This window comes from Sphingomonas sp. Leaf23, from assembly GCF_001421585.1.
Classification (GTDB): domain Bacteria; phylum Pseudomonadota; class Alphaproteobacteria; order Sphingomonadales; family Sphingomonadaceae; genus Sphingomonas.
The window spans coordinates 21,098-41,966 of sequence record NZ_LMKR01000002.1 but is presented as its reverse complement, the minus strand read 5'-3'; the positions used below and the strand labels follow the sequence as shown (position 1 = coordinate 41,966).

At 66.3% G+C, this 20,869-nt stretch carries 18 protein-coding genes and 1 tRNA gene; 10 read left to right on the top strand and 9 right to left on the bottom strand.

The features are described from left to right. Positions 1-211: 211 nt before the first annotated feature. Both ASE67_RS03985 and crtY read right to left on the bottom strand, forming a co-directional pair. Positions 212-1,690 (bottom strand): phytoene desaturase, encoded by a 1,479-nt coding sequence (locus tag ASE67_RS03985; protein WP_055757077.1) that lies wholly within the window; start codon positions 1,688-1,690, stop codon positions 212-214. Further along, entirely contained in the window at positions 1,687-2,850 is a 1,164-nt protein-coding gene (gene crtY / locus ASE67_RS03980) for a lycopene beta-cyclase CrtY (RefSeq protein WP_055757075.1), read from the bottom strand. The genes ASE67_RS03985 and crtY overlap by 4 nt, the downstream gene beginning before the upstream one ends. A gap of 329 nt (positions 2,851-3,179) precedes the next feature. Between crtY and ASE67_RS03975 the strand changes: the two genes are divergently transcribed. The 3 genes from ASE67_RS03975 (at position 3,180) to ASE67_RS03965 (ending at position 5,276) form a co-directional block, all read left to right on the top strand. Continuing rightward, on the top strand, positions 3,180-3,983 hold the full coding sequence (locus ASE67_RS03975) for a sterol desaturase family protein (protein WP_055757073.1): 804 nt from the start codon (positions 3,180-3,182) through the stop codon (positions 3,981-3,983). Continuing rightward, positions 3,913-4,338, top strand: coding sequence for a DUF2141 domain-containing protein (locus ASE67_RS03970; RefSeq protein ID WP_235511791.1), 426 nt, complete (start codon positions 3,913-3,915; stop codon positions 4,336-4,338). Before ASE67_RS03975 ends, ASE67_RS03970 begins: the two co-directional genes overlap by 71 nt. 68 nt (positions 4,339-4,406) lie before the next feature. Beyond that, positions 4,407-5,276 carry a MipA/OmpV family protein gene (locus tag ASE67_RS03965; RefSeq protein WP_055757070.1) on the top strand — a complete coding sequence of 290 codons (870 nt, stop codon included), beginning with the start codon at positions 4,407-4,409 and terminating at the stop codon, positions 5,274-5,276. Between the two features lie 85 nt (positions 5,277-5,361). Here ASE67_RS03965 and ppk2 read toward each other — a convergent pair whose 3' ends face one another. Together ppk2 and ASE67_RS03955 are read right to left on the bottom strand one after the other, a co-directional pair. Continuing rightward, positions 5,362-6,120 (bottom strand): polyphosphate kinase 2, encoded by a 759-nt coding sequence (gene ppk2 / locus ASE67_RS03960; RefSeq protein WP_055759067.1) that lies wholly within the window; start codon positions 6,118-6,120, stop codon positions 5,362-5,364. Positions 6,121-6,211: 91 nt separating this feature from the next. Next, a tRNA-Leu gene (locus ASE67_RS03955) sits at positions 6,212-6,298 on the bottom strand. A 136-nt stretch (positions 6,299-6,434) separates the two neighbouring features. Between ASE67_RS03955 and ASE67_RS03950 the strand changes: the two genes are divergently transcribed. The 5 genes from ASE67_RS03950 (at position 6,435) to gltB (ending at position 14,907) form a co-directional block, all read left to right on the top strand. Then, entirely contained in the window at positions 6,435-7,388 is a 954-nt protein-coding gene (locus ASE67_RS03950) for a complex I NDUFA9 subunit family protein (protein ID WP_055757068.1), read from the top strand. Beyond that, complete coding sequence (locus ASE67_RS03945; protein ID WP_055757067.1) at positions 7,388-8,185, top strand: undecaprenyl-diphosphate phosphatase; 798 nt, start codon at positions 7,388-7,390, stop codon at positions 8,183-8,185. Before ASE67_RS03950 ends, ASE67_RS03945 begins: the two co-directional genes overlap by 1 nt. Positions 8,186-8,336: 151 nt before the next feature. Continuing rightward, positions 8,337-9,782: an NAD(P)-dependent oxidoreductase gene (locus ASE67_RS03940; protein ID WP_055757065.1), complete on the top strand. Its 1,446-nt coding sequence runs from the start codon at positions 8,337-8,339 to the stop codon at positions 9,780-9,782. Further along, the gene (locus ASE67_RS03935; RefSeq protein WP_055757063.1) at positions 9,779-10,381 is read left to right on the top strand and encodes a DUF2059 domain-containing protein; all 603 of its coding nucleotides are present in this window, start codon (positions 9,779-9,781) and stop codon (positions 10,379-10,381) included. The genes ASE67_RS03940 and ASE67_RS03935 overlap by 4 nt, the downstream gene beginning before the upstream one ends. Continuing rightward, positions 10,378-14,907, top strand: coding sequence for a glutamate synthase large subunit (gltB, locus tag ASE67_RS03930; RefSeq protein ID WP_055757061.1), 4,530 nt, complete (start codon positions 10,378-10,380; stop codon positions 14,905-14,907). Before ASE67_RS03935 ends, gltB begins: the two co-directional genes overlap by 4 nt. 18 nt (positions 14,908-14,925) lie before the next feature. Here the strand turns inward: gltB and ASE67_RS18105 are convergent, their stop codons facing one another. Together ASE67_RS18105 and ASE67_RS18100 are read right to left on the bottom strand one after the other, a co-directional pair. Further along, on the bottom strand, positions 14,926-15,339 hold the full coding sequence (locus ASE67_RS18105; protein ID WP_055757059.1) for a hypothetical protein: 414 nt from the start codon (positions 15,337-15,339) through the stop codon (positions 14,926-14,928). A 23-nt stretch (positions 15,340-15,362) separates the two neighbouring features. Beyond that, positions 15,363-15,917 carry a hypothetical protein gene (locus tag ASE67_RS18100; RefSeq protein WP_055757057.1) on the bottom strand — a complete coding sequence of 185 codons (555 nt, stop codon included), beginning with the start codon at positions 15,915-15,917 and terminating at the stop codon, positions 15,363-15,365. Positions 15,918-15,962: 45 nt separating this feature from the next. Here ASE67_RS18100 and ASE67_RS03915 point away from each other — a divergent pair, with 45 nt between their 5' ends. After that, positions 15,963-16,634 carry a glutathione S-transferase family protein gene (locus ASE67_RS03915; RefSeq protein ID WP_055757052.1) on the top strand — a complete coding sequence of 224 codons (672 nt, stop codon included), beginning with the start codon at positions 15,963-15,965 and terminating at the stop codon, positions 16,632-16,634. A gap of 182 nt (positions 16,635-16,816) precedes the next feature. Continuing rightward, positions 16,817-17,473 carry a hypothetical protein gene (locus ASE67_RS17650; protein ID WP_200922170.1) on the top strand — a complete coding sequence of 219 codons (657 nt, stop codon included), beginning with the start codon at positions 16,817-16,819 and terminating at the stop codon, positions 17,471-17,473. Positions 17,474-17,494: 21 nt separating this feature from the next. Here ASE67_RS17650 and rpoN read toward each other — a convergent pair whose 3' ends face one another. The 3 genes from rpoN to ASE67_RS03890 all read right to left on the bottom strand — a co-directional run bounded on the left by rpoN (position 17,495) and on the right by ASE67_RS03890 (position 20,863). Continuing rightward, positions 17,495-18,982, bottom strand: coding sequence for an RNA polymerase factor sigma-54 (rpoN, locus tag ASE67_RS03900; RefSeq protein WP_055757046.1), 1,488 nt, complete (start codon positions 18,980-18,982; stop codon positions 17,495-17,497). Positions 18,983-19,251: 269 nt separating this feature from the next. Then, positions 19,252-20,037, bottom strand: coding sequence for an LPS export ABC transporter ATP-binding protein (lptB, locus tag ASE67_RS03895; protein WP_082456945.1), 786 nt, complete (start codon positions 20,035-20,037; stop codon positions 19,252-19,254). Positions 20,038-20,320: 283 nt separating this feature from the next. Beyond that, on the bottom strand, positions 20,321-20,863 hold the full coding sequence (locus tag ASE67_RS03890) for an LptA/OstA family protein (RefSeq protein ID WP_055757044.1): 543 nt from the start codon (positions 20,861-20,863) through the stop codon (positions 20,321-20,323). Positions 20,864-20,869: the final 6 nt, after the last annotated feature.

Below are 20,869 nucleotides of genomic sequence, written 5' to 3'. Positions count from 1 at the left end.
CCCCAACCCCCGTCGGGGATTGCAAAGCGTTCCGTTCGTCCTGAGTAGCCGCTGAGCTTGTCGAAGCGGCGTATCGAAGGACCGTGGCGGGTGCTTCGATACGGGCCTTCGACTTCGCTCAGTCCCTACTCAGCACGAACGGGTGGTCCTTGAGGCGTCCTCGACAGGCTCGAAGCTGCTCGAACCGAACGGGGAGGTTGCGGAGAGGACCTCAGTCCTCCCCGCCCAGCATCAACCCCGCCGTTGCCTTCGCACTGCCCACGACGCCCGGAATCCCTGCGCCCGGATGCGTGCCCGCGCCGACCACGTACAGGTTCGGGATATCGTCGTCGCGGTTGTGCGCGCGGAAGTATGCGCTCTGCGTCAGGATCGGCTCCAGCGAGAAGGCCGATCCGTGATAGGCATTCAGGTCGTGGGTGAAGTCGCTCGGCATATAGCTGAACTTCGTCACGATCCGTTCGTGGATGTCGGGGATCAGGCGGCGGCCCACCTCGTCGAGGATGCGCTTTTCGAGGATCGGGCCGATCTGGTCCCAGTCAACCGGGAACTTGCCGGTGTGCGGCACCGGGCACAGCGCATAGAAGGTCGAGTGGCCTTCGGGCGCCATCGACGGATCGGTGACGGTCGGGTGGTGGAGATAGAGCGAGAAATCCTCGCTCAGCACGCCATGGTCGTAAATGTCGGCGAGCAGCCCCTTATAGCGCGGGCCGAACAGGATCATGTGGTGCGGGATGCCCGGCCACGTCCCCTTGATGCCGAAATGGACGACGAACAGCGAGGGCGAGAAGCGCTTCTTCTCCAGCTTCTGTGCCCGGCGCTGGCCGCTACGCGAGCCGGACAGCAGGTCGCGGTAGCTGTGGACAATGTCGGCGTTGGTCGCGACCATGTCCGCGCCGATCACCACACCGCCCTTGGTCGTCACGCCCGTAGCGCGGTCGCCGAGCGTGTCGATGCTCTTGACCGCATCGCCGAGCATCAGCGTGCCGCCGAGCTTCTCGAACAGGCGCACCATGCCGGCGACCAGCTTGTTGGTGCCGCCTTGCGCGAACCACACGCCGCCGTCGCGCTCCAGCTTGTGGATCAGCGCATAGATGCTGCTGGTCTTCATCGGATCGCCGCCGACCAGCAGGGTGTGGAACGACAGCGCCTGGCGCAGCTTGTCGTTCTTCACGAACGACGACACGATCGAATAGACCGATCGCCATGCTTGGTACTTCGCCAGCGCCGGTGCCGCCTTGATCATCGATGCGAAGTCGAGGAACGGGACGTGCCCCAGCTTTACATAGCCTTCCTCATACACGCCCGCCGAATATTCGAGGAAGCGGGCGTATCCGGCGAGGTCGCCCGGATCGAGCTTGGCGATTTCCGAGCGCAGCAGCGTGTCGTCGTTGGTGTAGTCGAAATTGGTGCCGTCGGGCCAGTTCAGCCGGTAGAAGGGCGACACCGGTTCCAGCGTCACGTCCTCGCGCATGTCGCGGCCGGTCAGGGCCCACAATTCCTGCAGCGCTTCGGGGGCGGTGATGACGGTCGGGCCGGCGTCGAAGACGAAGCCGTCGCGTTCCCAATAATAGGCGCGGCCGCCGGGCTTGTCGCGCCCCTCGACCAGCGTCGTCTGCACGCCCGCCGACTGCAGCCGGATGGCAAGCGCGAGGCCACCAAAGCCTGCGCCGATAACGACTGCCGTCTTCACCCCTGTCTCCCCATCAAAGCCTGTACCGCGCGCCCGATCGGCACCGGCGGCTTGCCGATCAACACCCGCGCCTGGTCGAACAAGCTCGACTGGCCGGCATAGAAGCGTCCGATCAGCCCCGCGTCCAGCCGGTAGAAGCGTTCGAGCACGCGGTAGCGTTCCGCCGGTTCCGCCGCACGGAACAACATTGTCGCGAGCATCCGATAGAAGCCGCGTCTTTTCCACAGCGTGGCTGCGAAATCATGGGTCAGCGTGTGCAGCGCACCGCCCGACCAGTCCGAACTGTCGGCAACCATCTGCGCCAGGCGCACCGCATCGGGCAGCGAATAGCCGGTGAGCGGATGGAACAGCCCGGCGCGCATCCCGCCCTTCGCCACGCGGTTGCCGCCCGAGCGCCAATATTCCTCGAAATCGCCGCCCATCGCGACCGGCAGCACGCCGGTCTCGCTGCGCCCGACGGTCGCCGCGTCCCAACCCTTGGCCGACGCATAGGCGGCGATGCGCGCGGCCAATGCCTGCGTATCGAGGTCGGGGGTGTCGCTGTAATAGGTATCCTCGACGAACAGCGTCGAGGCGTCGAACGGCAGCGTGTAGAGGAAGCGATAGCCGTCGATCTGTTCGACCGATCCGTCCATCACGATCGGGCGCTCGACGCCGTGGGGATAGGCGGTGTTGAGCTCCATCCCCATGAACTTCTGCCAGCCGAGATCGAGCAGCGACAGGTCGCCGGGGCCGCGACAGTCGATCACCCCCTGCGCCTCCACCCGGTCGCCATCGGCCAGCACGACGGCGGTCGGGCTGGCGCCCAGCACCCGCACCGACGTCATCAGCGCCTCTGCGGGCAACGTGTCGCGCAGTACCGTGTCGAGCCGTTCGGACGTGATCGAATAATAGGTGGTGTCGAGCGTGCGGGCATGGGCCGGAAACGCGATGTCGTAGCCGCGCCAGCCATGGGCGACGAGCGGGGCGACCAGCGCGCGCTGCTCGGTCGCGACGTCGCTGCCGAAGAACGACCAGACATGGTTGCCGCCGAAATGCGCCGCCCCTTCGATCAGGCGGATTCGCGCATCGGGCCGCCGCTTCGCCGCCGCCAGCGCGACCAGCGCGCCGGACAATCCCCCGCCGACGATGGCGAGGTCGCATTGATGAATGGTTGGCATCGCCCCGCACTAGGGGAGCGAAGTCCCGGTAGCAACGTCACAAATCCGCCTTGCCCGATGGGGCGGGGAGGGGTGGAGCGTATCCATGTGAAGAAGCTTTGGCGTGGCAGCCGCTGGCGGCTGCCAGATTTCGTGTTCGTCACCCCGGGCTTGACCCGGGGTCCCGCTTTTTCTTCTTCAACCCGCCAAGTGAGAAGCGGGACCCCGGATCAAGTCCGGGGTGACGATGGACATTGTAACGTAGGTCGCTCCCATCAACGGGGCGGCTCCTGACCAGCGGAACGGAGCTTGGGGTGTCCTCCCCGGCCACAATCCGCTACAGGGCGGGCATGTCGATCCCGCTGGCTATCCTGTTGTCCGCCGTGGCGATGACGCTGATCGTGGGCGTGCGCTATCTGCTCGCCTCCGCCGGTTTCGCCTTTGCGACGCGCATGCGGCATCCCGGGCTCTATCGCGGGCTCGATCCGCAGATCGCCAAGGAAATCCGCTGGTCGCTGCTGTCCGCTGCCATCTATGGCATCCCCGCCGGCATCGTCGCCTGGGGCTGGCAGCATCGCGGCTGGACGCAGATTTACGCGGACGTCCAGGCCTGGCCTTTATGGTATCTGCCGCTGTCGGTGCTGCTCTATCTCTTTGCGCACGACACCTGGTTCTATTGGACGCACCGCTGGATGCACCGGCCGAAATGGTTTCGCATCGCCCATGCCGTCCACCATGCCAGCCGCCCGCCGACCGCGTGGGCGGCGATGGCGTTCCACCCGATCGAGGCGCTGACCGGTGCTGTGGTAATTCCGCTACTGGTATTCGTCATTCCGATTCACATCGGCGCACTGGCATTGGTGCTGACGATCATGACGGTTATGGGCGTCACGAACCATATGGGCTGGGAAATGTTCCCGAGATTCATGTGGGCGGGGCGGTTGGGCGGCTGGTTGATTACCGCCAGCCATCATCAGAGGCATCATGAACGCTATGGCTGCAATTTCGGACTCTATTTCCGCTTCTGGGACCGGCTGTGCGGCACCGACGGCGGCCTTGGCGACTTCGAGAAAGAGCGCGCGCGTGCGGCGCGGCGCACTGGCGGTGCTGGCGCTGGCGACGCTGCCGGGCGCCATGCCGACCGGCACGCTTGACGTCCGGATCAGCGAACTGCGTTCGACCAAGGGCGTGATCCGCCTCTGCCTGACCGCCGATCCCAAGAATTTCCCCGGCTGCACCAACGATCGCAACGCCGTCACCCGCACCTTTCCGGCGCAGGCCGGCGGGGTGCGCATCGCCGGCCTTGGCCGCGGCGATTATGCCGTGTCGGTGATCCATGACGAGAATAACAACGCGAAGCTCGACACGTTCGCCGGTATCCCCCGCGAAGGCTTCGGCTTTTCGCGCAACCCGGTGATCCGCTTCGGCCCACCGAAGTTCAGCGCGGCGGAATTCCCGCTGGCGGGTGATGTAACCATGCAACAGGTACGAATTCGCTATTTGCTCTAGTATAAACTGCGGACCAAAGTGGGCGGGATAGCGTTACGCGGCTGTAATATTTTCTCGGAGCCACGCCCTTGCGCGCCATTCTCGCCGCCGTCCTGACCGCTGCCGCCTTTGCCACGCCTGCCCTTGCGCAGGACGTCGCCGGGCCGACGGTGCCCGCATCCGCCGTTCCCAATGACGATACCGGTGGCGATTTCTACGTCCTCGGCCTGGGTGCCGCAGTGCTGCCCGATTACGAAGGGTCGAACGACTACAGCTTTTCGCCGGTCCCGGCCGCGACCGGCCGCGTGTCGGGCTTCAACTTCCTGGTGGCGGGCAACCGCGCCAGCGTCGACCTGATCCGCGATGGCGTGGGGCCGACCTGGGATTTCCAGGCGGGGCCGATCGCGGTCGTGAACCTCAACCGCAACACGACGAAGGGCATCGACGACGCCCAGGTGCGCGCGCTGGGCAAGGTCGGCACCGCGATCGAGCTGGGCGGTTATGTCGGCATCGGCAAGACCGGGGTCATCACCTCGCAGTTCGATCGGCTGTCCGCCTCGCTCAGCTATCGCAAGGACGTCGCCGGCGGCCATGGCTCGACCGTGCTCGCCCCGACCATCACCTATGTCACGCCGCTCAGCCTGAAGGCGATCGCGGGCGTGTTCGTGTCGGGCGAGCGGGTCGGCGAAGGCTATGCCGACAATTATTTCTCGGTCACGCAGGCGCAGTCGCTGGCCAGCGGCCTGCCGATCTACAACGCGCGTGGGGGGTGGAAGAACTGGACCGTCGGCGCGATCGGTGGCCATTCGATCAGCGGCGACCTGCGCTCGGGCTGGCAGCTGTTCGGCACCGTCGTCTATCGCAAGCTGCTGAACGACTTCGCCGACAGCCCGATCGTCGCACGCAACGGATCGAGCAACCAGTGGCTGGGTGCGGTCGGCGTCGCCTACAGCTTCTAAGGTCGACCGTTTGTCGATGACCTGATTTTCGTCGTCACCCCGGCTCGAGGGCGGGGTGACGGTGTTCTCGGGGCGGGTCCGTGCGTCAGCGCGCCAGTCGCCCGTCGGTAATCGCGCTCTCCTCGAACGCGAACAGGACCTTGGGATCGGGCAGATCCTGCTCGTGGGCGATTTCGTCGGGTGCGATCCGCGCGACGACATGGGCGAGCGCGGCGATCCGGGCCGCCTTCTTGCTGTCGGCGCGGATGCAGTGCCATGGCGACAATGCGGTATGGGTGCGGGACAGCATCCGGTCGCGCGCAGCTGAATAATCGTCCCAGCGGTCCTGCGCCACGGCGTCGAGGTCCGACACCTTCAACTGCTTGAGCGGATCGGTCCGCCGCGCGTCCAGCCGCTCCTTCTGCTCCTCGCGCGAAATGTCGAGCCACAGCTTGACCAGGCGGATGCCGCTTTCGATCAGCATCCGTTCGAAATCGGGTGCATCGCGCAGGAAGGATTCCTGCTCGTTCGCGGTCGAAAATCCCATGACCGTCTCCACGCCGGCCCGGTTGTACCACGACCGATTGAGGATCACGAGTTCGCCCGCCGACGGCAGGTGCGCGACGTAGCGCTGGAAATACCATTGCGAGCGTTCGCGATCGGATGGTTTGGGCAGCGCCACGACGCGGGTCGACCGGGTGGAGAGATGCGCGACCATCCGCTTGATCGTGCCATCCTTGCCCGCGCCATCGCGCCCTTCGAGCAGGATCACCACCCGCTCGCCACTTTCTGCTGCGGCAACCTGGGTCTGGACCAGCGCCAGCTGCAACGCCTGCAGCCGCGATTTATAGATGTCTTTCTTCATCGCCGAAGCATGGCACGCACGCCAGCCGCCGGAAAGCGGTTTGCAGGGCGGATCGTGGTGCTGGTCCCGGCGACGGATCGCGCCGGGAAAATGGTGCCCAGAAGAGGACTCGAACCTCCACGACCTTGCGATCGCCAGCACCTGAAGCTGGTGCGTCTACCAATTCCGCCATCTGGGCACGGGGTAGGAGGGCGCCTCTACGGGGCGTCGCCGGGGGTGTCAACAACTTGTTTCTAGATTTTTACGTTGTCCTTGCCGTTTTGCTGCAGGAGCGGCATGGGGCCTGAGGATAGAGACAGGCAAAGGCGGACTCGATGAAGAACCAGTTGGTGACGCTGTTCGGCGGCGGCGGCTTTGTCGGCCGCTATGTCGTGCAGGAATTGTTGAAGGCGGGCGCGCGCGTCCGCATCGCGCAGCGCGATCCGCGCCAGGCGCTGCACCTGCGGACGCAAGGGGGGCTGGGGCAGACGCAGTTCGTCGCCGCCGACCTGTCGCGCCCGGAAACGGTCGCGCGTGCGGTCGTCGGGTCGGATGCGGTGGTGAACCTGGTCGGTATCCTCGAAGGGGATTTCGACAAGGTGCATGTCGCCGGTGCCCGCACCGTCGCCGAGGCTGCCGCAGCAGCCGGCGCCAAGGCATTCGTGCAGATTTCGGCGATCGGTGCCGATGCCGCGTCGCCCTCCGCCTATGGCCGGTCGAAGGCCGCGGGCGAGCAGGCGGTGCTGGCGGCGTTTCCGGGCGCGACCATCCTGCGCCCGTCGATCGTGTTCGGGCGCGAGGACGGTTTCGTCAATCGCTTCGCCGGCATGATCTCCGGCGCGCCGGCGCTGATCGGGCGTCCGCTGGTGCCGGTGATGGCGGCGGCGACGAAGTTCCAGCCGGTCTATGTCGTCGATCTGGCACAGGTCGTCGTCAAGGCGCTGGCCGAGCCGGAGCGTTTCGGCGGGCAGACCTTTGCGATCGGCGGTCCCGACGTGATCTCGATGGGCGAGCTCAACCGCTGGATCGCCGGGGCGATCGGCCGGGACGTTCGCTTTCTCGAAATTCCCAATGACCTGGGCGGGGCGATCGCGGCGATGCCGTTCACCCCGATCAGCAAGGACCAGTGGGCGATGCTGTCGCGCGACAATGTGGTCGGCGGCGACCTGCCCGGCATCGAGGCGTTCGGCGTGCGGCCGGTGCCGCTGGCGACGGTCGCCCCCGACTGGCTGGTCGTGTATCGCAAGAACGGGCGCTTCGGGCGTCGCACCGTGTTGAAGGGCGCCTGATGGATTGGATTACCTATGTCATCCTCGGTATTATCGAGGGGCTGACCGAATTCCTGCCGGTGTCGTCCACCGGCCACCTGATCCTGGCCGGCGAGATGTTCGGCTATACCGACGACAGTTCGGTCGTGTTCAAGATCGCGATCCAGCTGGGCGCGATCCTGGCGGTGCTGGTCGCCTATCGCGAGCGGTTCACCGGCGTCGCGCTGGGCCTGACCCGCGGTGATCGGCAGGCGATCGCGTTTACCCGCAACATCCTGATCGGGTTCCTGCCCGCGCTGGTGGCGGGCGCGCTGTTCTACGACGGCATTCGCGCGGTGATGCAGCGGCCGGCGATCGTCGCCACCGCGCTGGTGGTCGGTGGCATCCTGATCCTGCTGATCGAACGGATGGTGAAGCAGGCGCGCATCCGTTCGGTCGAGGAGATGAGCGTCGGCAAGGCCGCGTCGGTCGGCGCGATGCAGTGCCTGGCGATGCTGCCGGGCGTCAGCCGGTCGGGCGCGACCATCATGGGCGCGCTGTTGATGGGGGTCGAGCGGCGGACGGCGGCGGAGTTCAGCTTCTTCCTGGCGGTGCCGACGATGGTCGCGGCGACGGTCTATTCTCTGTACAAGGATCGGGCGCTGCTGACGCTGGACGATCTGCACGGGATCGCGATCGGCTTCGTCGCGGCGTTCGTTGTCGCGCTGCTGGTGGTCAAGGCGTTCGTGAAGGTCGTCAGTCGCTTCGGCTTCGCGCCGTTCGCATGGTATCGCATCGTCGTCGGTTCGGCGGCGCTGGTTTGGCTGGCATTGAGATAGGGCCGATTTGGTCCTAAAATGGTGCTGGCGCAGTTCTCCGCCAGCATCGGCATTGCTAGTAATTAAAGATAGGTCAGCATTCATGACTTATCGGTCTTTTGTTGCGTGACTTGCCGCTGAAAATATGCTTTCCGGGTGTCCGGAGGGCATCATGGCCGATCAAGCAATGTTGAAGTTCGTTTCGCGTGCGCAGTCCTATCCTGCGAAGCGCGAACCCGAATTGCGGGCGGAGGATTTCCGCGAGATCGCGGAGCGCTATGCCCCGCCGACCGCCGAGGACCAGGCGGGACGCTGCTCGCAATGCGGCGTCCCCTATTGCTCCGTCCATTGCCCGCTGCACAACCATATCCCCGACTGGCTGCGCCTGACCGCCGAGGGGCGGTTGCAGGAAGCGTATCAGCTGTCGAACAGCACCTCGACCATGCCCGAGATCTGCGGCCGCATCTGTCCGCAGGACCGGCTGTGCGAGGGCAATTGCGTCATCGAGTTTTCAGGCCATGGCGCAGTCACGATCGGCTCGGTCGAAAAGTTCATCACCGACACCGCGTGGGAAAGTGGCTGGGTCGAACCGGTCGCGGTCGGCCCGGCGCGCGGCCAGTCGGTCGGCATCGTCGGTGCGGGGCCGGCGGGGCTGGCCGCGGCGGAATGGCTGCGCAACCTTGGCTACGACGTCCATGTCTATGACCGCTATGACCGTGCCGGCGGGCTGCTGACCTACGGCATTCCCGGCTTCAAGCTCGAAAAGCCGGTGGTGATGCGCCGCGTCGAACGGCTGAAGGAAGGTGGCATCGTCTTCCACGAAGGGTTCGAGGTTGGCCGCGACGCGAAGCTGGACGAACTGCGCGCAAAACACGACGCGGTCCTGATCGCGACCGGCGTCTACCGCCCGCGCGCGATCAAGGCACCGGGTGTGGGCAGCGGCGGGGTGGTCGACGCGCTCGACTATCTGACCGCTTCGAACAAGGTCGGGTTCGGCGACAGCGTGCCGGCGTATGACGACGGCTCGCTCAATGCGGCGGGCAAGCATGTCGTCGTCGTCGGTGGCGGCGACACGGCGATGGACTGCGTACGCACCGCGATCCGCCAGGGCGCGAAGTCGGTAAAGTGTCTCTATCGCCGCGACCGCGCCAACATGCCGGGGTCGCAGCGCGAGGTCGCCAATGCCGAGGAAGAGGGCGTCGAGTTCGTCTGGCTCTCCGCCCCCGCCGCGTTCGACGATCGCGACGGGCAGGTGGTGCAGGTCCGCGCGACCGGCATGCGTCTGGGCGCGCCCGACGCGTCGGGCCGCCGCGCGCCGGAGGCCGATCCGGGCAACGAGTACGTGCTGGAGGCCGATCTGGTGGTAAAGGCGCTGGGCTTCGATGCCGAGGACCTGCCGACGCTGTTCGATGCGCCCGAGCTGGGCGTGACGCGCTGGGGCACGGTGCGGGTCGATGGCAAGTCGATGATGACGTCGCTCGACGGCGTGTTCGCGGCGGGCGACATCGTGCGCGGGGCGAGCCTGGTGGTGTGGGCGATCCGCGACGGCCGCGACGTGACCGAGCGGATGCACGCATACCTCAAGGCGAAGGCCAATGCCGCTAAGGTGGCGGCGTGAAGGCGCTCCTCCTCGCCGCCACGCTGCTGGGCGCCACGCCCGCGCTGGCGCAGGCTCCGGTCGCCCCTGCTGCCACCGTGCAGCCGGTTGATCCGGCGCGCCTCGCCTTGGCCGAGAAGACCGTCGTCGTGCTGGTTCCGGAGGGTGTCTATCTGCGGCTGATGCAGAAGCAGTTCCCGGTGATGATGGACGCGATGGTCGCCAATATGGATGTGGCGATGCCGGGCGGCCGGGAAAAGGCGCGCGCCGCCGATCCCGCGTTCGACGAACGGCTGCGCATCATGAGCCGCGTCATGGGCGAAGAGATGGGGCCGCTGATGGCCCGCATGGAGCCGTCGCTGCGCATCGGCATGGCCCGTGCGCTGGCGCGCCGGTTCGACACCCGGCAGCTGGCCGATCTCAACGCGTTCTTCGCCACCCCCTCGGGCAAGGCGTTTGGCGAGCAGTTCATATCGCTGTTCGCCGACCCCGAGATCATGGGTGAGATGATGAAGGCGATGCCGATGATGATGCAGGAAATGCCGCGCATCATGAAGAAGGTCGAGGCTGCGACCGCGCACCTGCCGAAGCCTCCCAAGCCGAAGGGCGAAGACGAATGACCGACATGACCTCCGAACGCCTCCGCCTCGCCGCCGAAGGCATGTACCGCCCCGAATATGAGGGCGATGCCTGCGGCGTGGGCATGGTTGCCGCGACCGATGGCAAGCCGTCGCGCCGCGTCGTGCAGTCGGCGATCGATGCGCTGCGGGCGGTGTGGCACCGCGGCGCGGTCGATGCCGATGGCAAGACCGGCGATGGCGCCGGCATCCATGTAGACCTGCCGCACCGTTTCTTCGACGATGCGATCGCTGCGTCGGGGCACAAGCCGCTGCACGCGCGCCTCGCGGTCGGCATGGTGTTCATGCCGCGCACCGACCTGGGCGCGCAGGAAACGTGCCGTACGCTGGTCGAATCGGAGATCATCGAGGCGGGCTGGTCGATCTATGGCTGGCGGCAGGTGCCGGTCGACGTGTCGGTCATCGGCATGAAGGCGCAGGCGACCCGGCCCGAGATCGAGCAGATCATGATCGCCGGGCCGGCTCCCGAAGAGATGGACGAGGCCGAGTTCGAGAAGAACCTGTACCTGGTCCGCCGCCGGATCGAGAAGCGGATCATCGCCGCGCAGATCACCGGTTTCTATTTCTGTTCGCTGTCGTGCCGCTCGATCATCTACAAGGGGCTGTTCCTCGCGGAGAGCCTGTCGGATTTCTATCCCGACCTGACCGACGAACGCTTCGAATCGCGCGTCGCGATCTTTCACCAGCGCTATTCGACCAACACCTTTCCGCAATGGTGGCTGGCGCAGCCGTTCCGCTGCCTGGCGCATAACGGTGAGGTCAACACGATCCGCGGCAACAAGAACTGGATGCTCAGCCACGAGATCAAGATGGCGAGCATCGCGTTCGGTGAGCGGTCGGAGGATATCAAGCCGGTGATCCCGGCCGGCGCGTCGGACACCGCCGCACTGGACGCGGTGTTCGAGACGATCTGTCGGTCGGGCCGCGATGCGCCGACCGCCAAGCTGATGCTGGTGCCCGAGGCATGGCAGGGCGTGTCGGACATGCCGCCCGCCCATACCGCGATGTACGATTACCTCGCCAGCGTCATGGAGCCGTGGGACGGCCCGGCCGCACTCGCGATGACCGATGGTCGTTGGGCGGTCGCCGGGCTGGATCGCAACGCGTTACGCCCGTTGCGCTACACGCTGACCGGCGACGGGCTGCTGATCGTCGGATCGGAAGCAGGCATGGTCCCGGTGGCCGAAGCGACGGTGGTCGAGAAGGGGCGATTGGGGCCGGGCGAGATGCTCGCCGTCGATCTGACCGAGGGCAAGCTCTACAAGGACCGCGCGATCAAGGACAAGATCGCGGGCGAGGCGGACTATGCCGCCATGACCGCCAAGTTCCTGACGATCGACGACCTGCCGGCCCCCACCGCCGACCCGCTGCGCTACGACCGCGCCGAACTGGCGCGGCGGCAGGTGTGCGCCGGGCAGACGCTGGAGGATATGGAGCTGATCCTGTCGCCGATGGTCGAAGGCGGCAAGGAAGCCATCGGGTCGATGGGCGACGACACCCCGCTGGCGGTCATTTCCGACCGCCCGCGCCTCATCAGCCATTTCTTCCGCCAGAATTTCAGCCAGGTTACCAACCCGCCGATCGACCCGTTGCGTGAGCGCTACGTCATGTCGCTCAAGACGCGGTTCGGGAACCTCGCCAACATCCTCGACACCGCCGACCGGGCGAGCGCGGTGCTGGTGCTGAACAGCCCGGTGCTGACCAACACCGACTGGCTGCGGCTGAAGGCGCATTTCGGGGCGCAGGCGGCGGAGATCGACTGCACCTTCTCGGCGGGCGAGGGGCCGGAGGCGCTGCGCGCCGCCATCGCCCGCATCCGTGCGCAGGCCGAACAGGCGGTGCGCGAAGGGCGCAGCGAGCTGTTCCTGACCGACGAGCATCTGGACGCGACCAAGGTGCCGATCGCCGGCGTGCTGGCCGCCGCCGCCGTCCACACGCATCTGGTCCGCAAGGGGCTGCGCTCCTATGCCTCGATCAACGTGCGGTCGTCGGAATGTCTCGACACCCATTATTATGCGGTGCTGATCGGGGTCGGCGCGACGACGGTGAACGCCTATCTGGCCGAAGCCGCCATCGCCGATCGCCACGCACGCGGGCTGTTCGGCGAGATCAGCATGGACGAGGCGCTGAAGCGCCATCGCACCGCGATCGACGAAGGGCTGCTGAAGATTTTGTCGAAGATGGGGATCGCGGTAATCTCCAGCTATCGCGGCGGGTATAATTTCGAGGCGGTCGGCCTGTCGCGCGCGCTGGTCAACGACTTCTTCCCCGGCATGCCGGCGAAGATTTCGGGCGAAGGCTATCACTCGCTGCACGTCAACGCGACGCAGCGCCACGACGCGGCGTTCGACAGCGCGGTCGTGAACCTGCCGATCGGTGGCTTCTATCGCCAGCGCGGCGGGGGTGAGGCGCATGCCTATTCGGCGCAGCTGATGCACCTGTTGCAGACCGCGGTCGCGACCGACAGCTATTCGACCTACATGCAGTTTTCGCGGGGCGTGCGCGACCTGCCGCCGGTCTATCTGCGCGACGTGCTCGAGTTCAATTTCCCCGAAACCGGCGTGGCCATCGAACAGGTTGAGGCGATCACCGAGATCCGCAAGCGCTTCGTGACGCCGGGCATGTCGCTGGGCGCACTCAGCCCGGAAGCGCATGAGACGCTGGCGATCGCGATGAACCGCATCGGCGCGAAGGCGGTGTCGGGCGAGGGCGGCGAGGATAGCATCCGCTATCAGCCGTACGAGAATGGCGACAACGGCAATTCGGTCATCAAGCAGGTGGCGTCGGGCCGCTTCGGCGTCACCGCCGAATATCTCAACGCCTGCGACGAGATCGAGATCAAGGTCGCGCAGGGCGCCAAGCCCGGCGAGGGCGGGCAGCTGCCCGGCTTCAAGGTGACCGAGTTCATCGCCAAGCTGCGCCATGCGACGCCGGGGGTGACGCTCATCTCGCCGCCGCCGCACCACGACATCTATTCGATCGAGGATCTGGCGCAGCTCATCTATGACCTGAAGCAGATCAACCCGAAGGCGCGGGTCTGCGTGAAGCTGGTCAGCTCGGCCGGGATCGGCACGGTCGCTGCGGGCGTGGCGAAGGCGCATGCCGACGTCATCCTGGTGTCGGGCCATGTCGGCGGGACCGGGGCCAGCCCGCAGACCTCGATCAAGTACGCCGGTACCCCGTGGGAAATGGGGCTGAGCGAGGTCAACCAGACGCTGACCCTCAACGGCCTGCGCGGGCGCGTGGTGCTGCGCACCGATGGTGGCCTGAAGACCGGGCGCGACATCGTTGCCGCCGCGATCCTTGGGGCTGAGGAGTTCGGCATCGGTACGCTGAGCCTCGTGGCGATGGGCTGTATCATGGTGCGCCAGTGCCACAGCAACACCTGTCCGGTCGGCGTGTGCGTGCAGGACGAGCGGCTGCGCGCCAAGTTCACCGGCACGCCGGAAAAGGTTATCAACCTGATGACCTTCATTGCCGAGGAAGTGCGCGAGATTCTGTCGCGGCTGGGCGTGCGCAGCCTTGATGAAGTGGTCGGACGCACCGAGTTCCTGCGCCAGGTCAGCCGCGGGGCCGAGCATCTCGACGATCTCGACCTCAACCCGATCCTGGCGAAGGTGGACGCGGACGAGAGCGAGCGGCGCTTCAGCCTGTCGACCTTCCGCAACGAAGTGCCCGACAGCCTCGACGCGCAGATGATCAAGGATGCCGCCGCGGTCTTCTCGCGCGGTGAGAAGATGCAGCTGACCTATTCGGTGCGCAACACGCACCGCGCGGTCGGCACGCGGCTGTCCTCCGAGATCACCCGCAAGTTCGGGATGAGCAAGCTGGCCGACGGGCATGTTACCGTCCGCCTGCGTGGGTCGGCCGGGCAGAGCCTGGGCGCGTTCCTGTGCAAGGGGATCAAGCTGGAGGTGTTCGGCGACGCCAACGATTATGTCGGCAAGGGGCTGTCGGGCGGGATCATCACCGTTCGCCCGATGGTGTCGTCGCCGCTGAAGAGCCATGAGAACACCATCGTCGGGAACACCGTCCTGTACGGCGCGACCAGCGGCAAGCTGTTCGCGGCGGGGCAGGCGGGCGAGCGCTTCGCGGTGCGCAATTCGGGTGCGACCGTGGTGGTCGAGGGCTGCGGCGCCAATGGCTGCGAATATATGACCGGCGGCACGGCGGTGGTGCTGGGGCGGACCGGCACCAATTTCGGTGCGGGCATGACCGGCGGCACGGCGTTCATCTATGATCCCGACGCCAGCTTCGAGCGGAACCATAATCCGGAGAGCATCACGCTCCACCGGCTGGGATCGGCGCATTGGGAAGCGGTGCTGAAGGGGCTGGTCGCGGAACATCACGCGATGACCGACAGCCGCTGGTCGGGTGCGATCCTCGAGGATTGGGACCGGGCGAAGCGCCATTTCTGGCAGGTGGTGCCAAAGGAAATGCTGACCCGCCTGTCGCATCCGATCAGCGACGATGCGGCGGTGGCGCAGCGGGCGGAGGCTGCCGCCTGACGACGGATACCGGGTCGGTCAGCCGGCCCGGTACGCCGTTTGCGCCGGTATCTCCGGCGAGAGCAGCCAGCCCTCGGCCTCGTCCAGTTCCGCGAAATAGCGGGTGTCGCGCTCGCGTGCCGCGCGGCGGATCTGCATCGCGGCCAGCGAGCGTCCGACCACGAACGCGATCCGGCGCGAGGTGGTGCGGGGATCGGCTAGCAGCTGGTGAAACGTGGCGACGCTATCTGCCGCCTGGATATCCATCGCGCGGATATCGACCAGCGTCAGATGCTGATTGGGGCGCGTGCCGAGCGCGACCAGTTCCCGATCGCGAGCCGCAGCGAAGCGGGCGATGTCGCTTGATTCGAAAAAGCCCGCCATGGTGATCCGCATCAACCCATGGCCCACGTCGTTGACGATCGAAAATGTCGCTTCCATGATGCCGGGCATACCGAAAAAACCTTGCCAGCAGGTTAGTCCGGAACGCGCCGTCGCAGTGCGAGCCAGCCGAATGCGCCGTACACCGCCAGCGCCGGCCAGCCGCCATCGGTCGCGAACAGATACGCGATGCCGACCAGCATGAGCGCCGCCGCCGTGGGCAGCGCGGCACGTACCGGCAAGGCCGCCGCCAGCAGCACCGCCCCGGCAAGCGTCGCCGCCACTGCCTGCACCCCCAGCCACACATAGGAGCCGGTCGCGCCGATCGATCCGACGCCCGGCAGCCTGACCATGGCATAGCCCCGCATCGCATTGGGGAAGGTATCGGCGGCCAGGTGCAGGGCGATGCCGATCGCCAGCCCCGCCATCACCGGCCGCCAGCGCGCCGCGACCAGCGCCAGCGCCAGCGGTAACAGCGAATGGGTCAGGCCGCTGCGATGGCCAAGGGGGAGCAGCAGGTCGAGGTCGGGCAGCGTGGTGCCGGCGATCCCGGCGCAGACGACCGCCACCCCCTGTACCCATGGGCGCGGCGACCGGTCGGTGAGCGCGATCGCCGCGACCAGCCACAGCACGCTTACGAGCAACCCCACACGAATCCCCTTCCGCACGGCGAGCGTGCCGCCTAACACGGGACCATGTGGCAGCTCCTGCAATTCCCGCTATGTCCTTTCTCGCGAAAAGTCCGTCTGTTGCTGGCGGAAAAGAGCATCGGGTATCAGCCGGTGCGCGAATCGCCGTGGACGCGGCGCGACGAGTTCCTGCACCTCAACCCGGCCGGGCAGACCCCGGTGATGATCGACGACGCGGCCGGCGTCCGGTTGATCGATTCGATGGCGATCTGCGAATATATCGAGGAGACGGGCGACAAGCCCGCCATGCTGAACGGCAGCGCCGCCGACCGCGCCGAACAGCGCCGGCTGGTGACGTGGTTCGATACCCAATTCTATCGCGAGATCACCGGGCCGCTGCTGATGGAGCGGATGGAAAAGCGCATCGTCCACCGCCAGACACCCGATACGCGCGTGCTGCGCGAGGCGATGAAGGCGGCGGTCGAGCATCTCGACTATATCGATTACCTGCTCGACCATCGGCAGTGGATCGGCGGCGCGACGATGAGCCTGGCCGACCTGGCCGCCGCCGCGCAGATTTCGATCGCCGACTATCTGGGCGGGATCGACTTCAAGACGCACGACCTGGCCAAGCGCTGGTATGTCGGCATGAAGAGCCGCCCGAGCTTCCGCCCGCTGCTGGCCGAGCGGATGGAGGGCGTGCCGCCGCCGGCGGATTATGAAAAGCTGGACGTTTAGCGTCTGTTTAAAAAGCTTGGGCAATGACGATGAGAATTTCGGTTCCGATCGCTGTTTCATTCCTGCTTGCGCCGCCGGCCATCGCCCCGGCGGCCCCGGCATCGCCTCGTCCGGTCTCGCTCGATTTGTCGACGCCATTCGGACTACGGCCGGGCTGGCGTTTCGTTGCGAGGCCCGGATCGATGATCGCCGATCCGACCGGCGACCCGGACGATACCGTGCCGGGCGCGATCCGGCTGTGCATAAGCAACGATTCAGGGCGAACGTGTCGCGTCCCGTTCGGCGCCATGCTGGTAGATGGCAAGCCCGACCTGTTTTCGCAGCCACATTTCCTGAACGATGCCCGGATCGTGTATCCCCGCCCAACTCTGCCGCTGCTGTTCGTACAGGCTGCGAGCCTGCACAGTGGTAACAACGACCAGCGGGTTGGGACGTCGGTGTTCCGATATGACCGGGCGGCGGACACGTTCGTGCAGGTCTACCGGAAATTGACCGGGCGCAACAATAACCAAGAAGTCCGCTATATCGGGTCGGGTCGGTTGCGTGGCGCGATCATTTCCGCCGAACCGACAAGCGACGCGCCCTTCGGCTTCTGGATCACGGTCAACCGGCTGGCAGATGGTGCCTATCGCCCGACATTGCGCTATCGCAGCGCGACCCGGTACGGTGACGGTAACCCGCTGGCAGTGATCGATTCCGAAATGCCCAATATCCAACGGCGGCTGAAACTTTGGCAGCCGGGACAGCCTTTGCCCCTTCCAGCTGGACCGTGTCCGCTACCGCATATTGTCGCGGGTGCGCTTTGGTGCTCGGGGTCGGGAGCTGGCGCTGGCGCATAGCTTGCCCCGGGGAGGAAAGGCTTAGCCGCCCAGCGCCTTTTGCCGCCGCCGCTGGACCGACGACCCCAGCCCGATCGCCTCGCGGTACTTGGCGACCGTGCGCCTCGCGATATCGAAGCCCTTGGCGTTCAGCAGTTCGACCAGCGTGTCGTCGGACAGGATCTTCTTCGGGTCCTCGTTCGCGATCAGGGTGCGGATCGCGTCTTTCACCGCCAGCGCCGAGACCGCTTCGCCGCCATCGGCCGACTGGATCGCCGAGGTGAAGAAATATTTCAGCTCGAACAGCCCGCGCGGGCAGGAGAGATATTTGTTCGACGTCACGCGGCTGACGGTCGATTCGTGCATCTCGATCGCCTCCGCGACGCGGGCGAGCGTCAGCGGGCGGAGATGGGCGACGCCCTGGCGAAAGAACGCCTCCTGCTGCTTCACGATCTCGGTCGCGACCTTCAGGATGGTGCGCTGACGCTGGTCGAGCGCTTTCATCAGCCAGTTAGCGCTGGCGAGGCAGTCGGACAGCCACGCCTTGGACGATTTGTCGCCATTGGCGCTGAGTTCGGCATAATAGCCGCGATTGACGAGGACGCGGGGCAGGGTCGCGCCGTTGATCTCCACCGCCCATCCGGTCCCGCGCGGGGCGACGAACAGGTCGGGGACGACCGATTGCGTGCGCTCCCCGCCGAAGCGGCAGCCGGGTTTGGGGTCGTAGCCGCGCAGTTCGCGGATCATGTCGGCGAGGTCTTCGTCATCGACCTCGCAGATGCGACGCAGCTGCGGCAGCGCACCGCGCGCCACGAGGTCGAGATTGTCGATCAGCCGTGCCATGCAGGGGTCGTAGCGGTCGACCTCCTTGGCCTGGATCGTCAGGCATTCGGCCAGGCTGCGCGCACCGACGCCGCTGGGGTCGAAGGTCTGGACGATGCCCAGCACCGATTCGACCCGCGCCAGCGGCACGCCGAGGCGGTGGGCGATGTCGAGCAGCGAGCCGGCGAGATAGCCGCATTCGTCGATCTGATCGATGATCGCGCTGGCGATAAACAGGTCGGCCCCGGCGACGCAGGCCCCGGCCTGTTGCAGCAGGTGATCGGCGAGCGACACGTCGTCGCTGGCGAAGGTGTCGAAGTCGGGGGCTTCGTCGAACCCGCCGCTGCCGGTCGCCGCGAGGCCGAGGCCGCCGTCGAGCGAGCCGACGCCGTCCGACGGGCTGTCGTGGTGGAAGGTATCGCCCAGATCGAGGTCGAGCGATTCGCCGCTCGCCGCGCCCAGCCCGAGCAGTTCGTCCGACCCGGCGGGGTCGCTGGAGACCGGCGTTTCGGGCGTTTCGAAGGCGGGGCCGTCGTCGTCGCTGCCGCCGGTCCCTGAATCGAGCAGCGGGTTCTTTTCGACCTCTTCGGCGATGAACCCCTCGATCTCGAGGTTCGACAGCGCGAGCAGGCGGATCGCCTGCTGCAGCTGCGGCGTCATCACCAGCGATTGCGACTGGCGCAGGTCGAGGCGAGGGGCGAGGCTCATGACAGGGTCCAAACTTGCTCGGGACAGGGATCGTGATCGCCCGTGGGAGGCCGCCGACAAGGAGCGTAGCGCCGTTGCGTAGCTACGCTACGCACAAGCAAGCGACGATGCTCGGCGGCCTCCCACGGGCGACCGCTGCGCGGCGGGCGGAATTTGAAGCCATGCGGCGTCGCGCGTCGGTCACGATGTGCCACATCGCGCCCTCCTTGCTTCTTGCCTGGCTTGAAATTCCGCTCCGTCACGACCCTGTCCCGAGCAAGTTTGGACCCCTAAAGTTCGAAACCCTCGCCCAGATACAGGCGGCGGACGTTCGCGTCGGCGACCAGTTCGGCGGGCGATCCGGCGAACAGGACCCGGCCGTCATAGATGATGTAGGCGCGGTCGACGATTTCCAGTGTCTCGCGGACATTATGGTCGGTGATGAGCACGCCGATGCCGCGCGATTTGAGCTGGATCACCAGGTCGCGGATGTCGGCGATCGAGATCGGATCGATGCCGGCGAACGGTTCGTCGAGCAGGATGATCGTCGGATTGGCCGCCAGCGCGCGAGCAATCTCGGCGCGGCGTCGCTCACCGCCCGACAGCGCCATCGCAGACGCGCTGCGCAGGCGGGTGAGGCCGAATTCGTCGAGCAACTGTTCGAGCCGGGCGGCACGCGCCGTCTTGTCCGGTTCGGCCAGTTCGAGGACGGCGAGGATGTTCTTTTCGACCGACAGCCCGCGAAAGATCGAGGTTTCCTGCGGCAGATAGCCAAGGCCCAGAATCGCGCGGCGGTACATCGGCAGCGCGGTGATATCTTCGCCATCGAGCAGGATGCGGCCGGCGTCGGGCTTTACGAGGCCCATCGCCGAATAGAAGCTGGTGGTCTTGCCCGCGCCGTTGGGGCCGAGCAGGCCGACAACCTCGCCGCGGCCGACCGACATCGATACGTCGGACAGCACGACCCGCTTGTCGTACGACTTGGCGATCGACACGACCGACAGCCCGCGATCCGAGGGCGGCTCGGCAAAGGGCCGGGTGTCGGTGGCGGGAGTCAGCAGGGTGGTGTCGGGCATCGGCAACGTCCTGATCGCTTGGGCGATGGGTATCGGGGCGTTACTGCCTCGACTTTGGCAGGATTATTGCATGGAGCTGAGCGAAAAGGAAAGATGCGTTCGGTAGTTTGGGCGGCTGGTGCGGTGAAAAGCCACCCAAGCAAAACCGGTCATGCTGAGTAGGGGCTGAGCGAAGTCGAAGACCCATATCGAAGCACCTGTGGCGGTCCTTCGATACGCCCTTTCGACAAGCTCAATGGCTACTCAGGACGAACGGATAGTGCGCGAGTCGCTTTTCGCCGCGTCAATTCCGCTTGGGCACCGAGAAGCGCCCGGTGACGCGGCCGCCGCTTTGCTGCACGCCGCCGCCGGGGGCAGGGGTGCTGCCCACGCCCGATCCGTCGATCGTTGCGCGGCCGGTGTCGAGGTCGATCGACAGGCGTCCGCCGTTCAGCGTGTTGGCCCCCTGCGTCAGCCGTACCCCGCCGACCATCGTCACCACGCGGCGGTTGATGTCGTACACCGCGAAGCGCGACTTCGCGGTCTGGTCGGGGCGGGTCAGGGTGACATTGCCGGTCGCGTCGATCCGGGTCGCCTGTGGCGCGCCGTCGGTAATCTGCCCGCTATAGGCGATGACCACGCGGTCGGCGTTCAGCGTCATGGTCGACTGACGGAACACCGCGCCGCCGGTGAAGACCGCGCGCTGCTGCTTGTCCTGCAATTCGATGGCGTTGGCCGACACGTCGATCGGCGCGTTCGAATCATGCCGCGTCTGTGCCGGGGCCGACCCCGCGATCGCGAGGAGGCCGAGGGTGGCGACAAGGCCGGGGAGCGCGGGACGAATCATGGGCGA

Excerpts from the sequence above, each read along its gene's own strand:
- crtY (WP_055757075.1), bottom strand. The coding sequence starts at position 2,850 with ATGCCAACCATTCATCAATGCGACCTCGCCATCGTCGGCGGGGGATTG.
- ASE67_RS03975 (WP_055757073.1), top strand. The coding sequence starts at position 3,180 with ATGTCGATCCCGCTGGCTATCCTGTTGTCCGCCGTGGCGATGACGCTG.
- ppk2 (WP_055759067.1), bottom strand. The coding sequence starts at position 6,120 with ATGAAGAAAGACATCTATAAATCGCGGCTGCAGGCGTTGCAGCTGGCG.
- ASE67_RS03950 (WP_055757068.1), top strand. The coding sequence starts at position 6,435 with ATGAAGAACCAGTTGGTGACGCTGTTCGGCGGCGGCGGCTTTGTCGGC.
- ASE67_RS03945 (WP_055757067.1), top strand. The coding sequence starts at position 7,388 with ATGGATTGGATTACCTATGTCATCCTCGGTATTATCGAGGGGCTGACC.
- ASE67_RS03940 (WP_055757065.1), top strand. The coding sequence starts at position 8,337 with ATGGCCGATCAAGCAATGTTGAAGTTCGTTTCGCGTGCGCAGTCCTAT.
- gltB (WP_055757061.1), top strand. The coding sequence starts at position 10,378 with ATGACCGACATGACCTCCGAACGCCTCCGCCTCGCCGCCGAAGGCATG.
- ASE67_RS18105 (WP_055757059.1), bottom strand. The coding sequence starts at position 15,339 with ATGCCCGGCATCATGGAAGCGACATTTTCGATCGTCAACGACGTGGGC.
- ASE67_RS03915 (WP_055757052.1), top strand. The coding sequence starts at position 15,963 with ATGTGGCAGCTCCTGCAATTCCCGCTATGTCCTTTCTCGCGAAAAGTC.
- ASE67_RS17650 (WP_200922170.1), top strand. The coding sequence starts at position 16,817 with ATGATCGCCGATCCGACCGGCGACCCGGACGATACCGTGCCGGGCGCG.
- rpoN (WP_055757046.1), bottom strand. The coding sequence starts at position 18,982 with ATGAGCCTCGCCCCTCGCCTCGACCTGCGCCAGTCGCAATCGCTGGTG.
- lptB (WP_082456945.1), bottom strand. The coding sequence starts at position 20,037 with ATGCCCGACACCACCCTGCTGACTCCCGCCACCGACACCCGGCCCTTT.
- ASE67_RS03890 (WP_055757044.1), bottom strand. The coding sequence starts at position 20,863 with ATGATTCGTCCCGCGCTCCCCGGCCTTGTCGCCACCCTCGGCCTCCTC.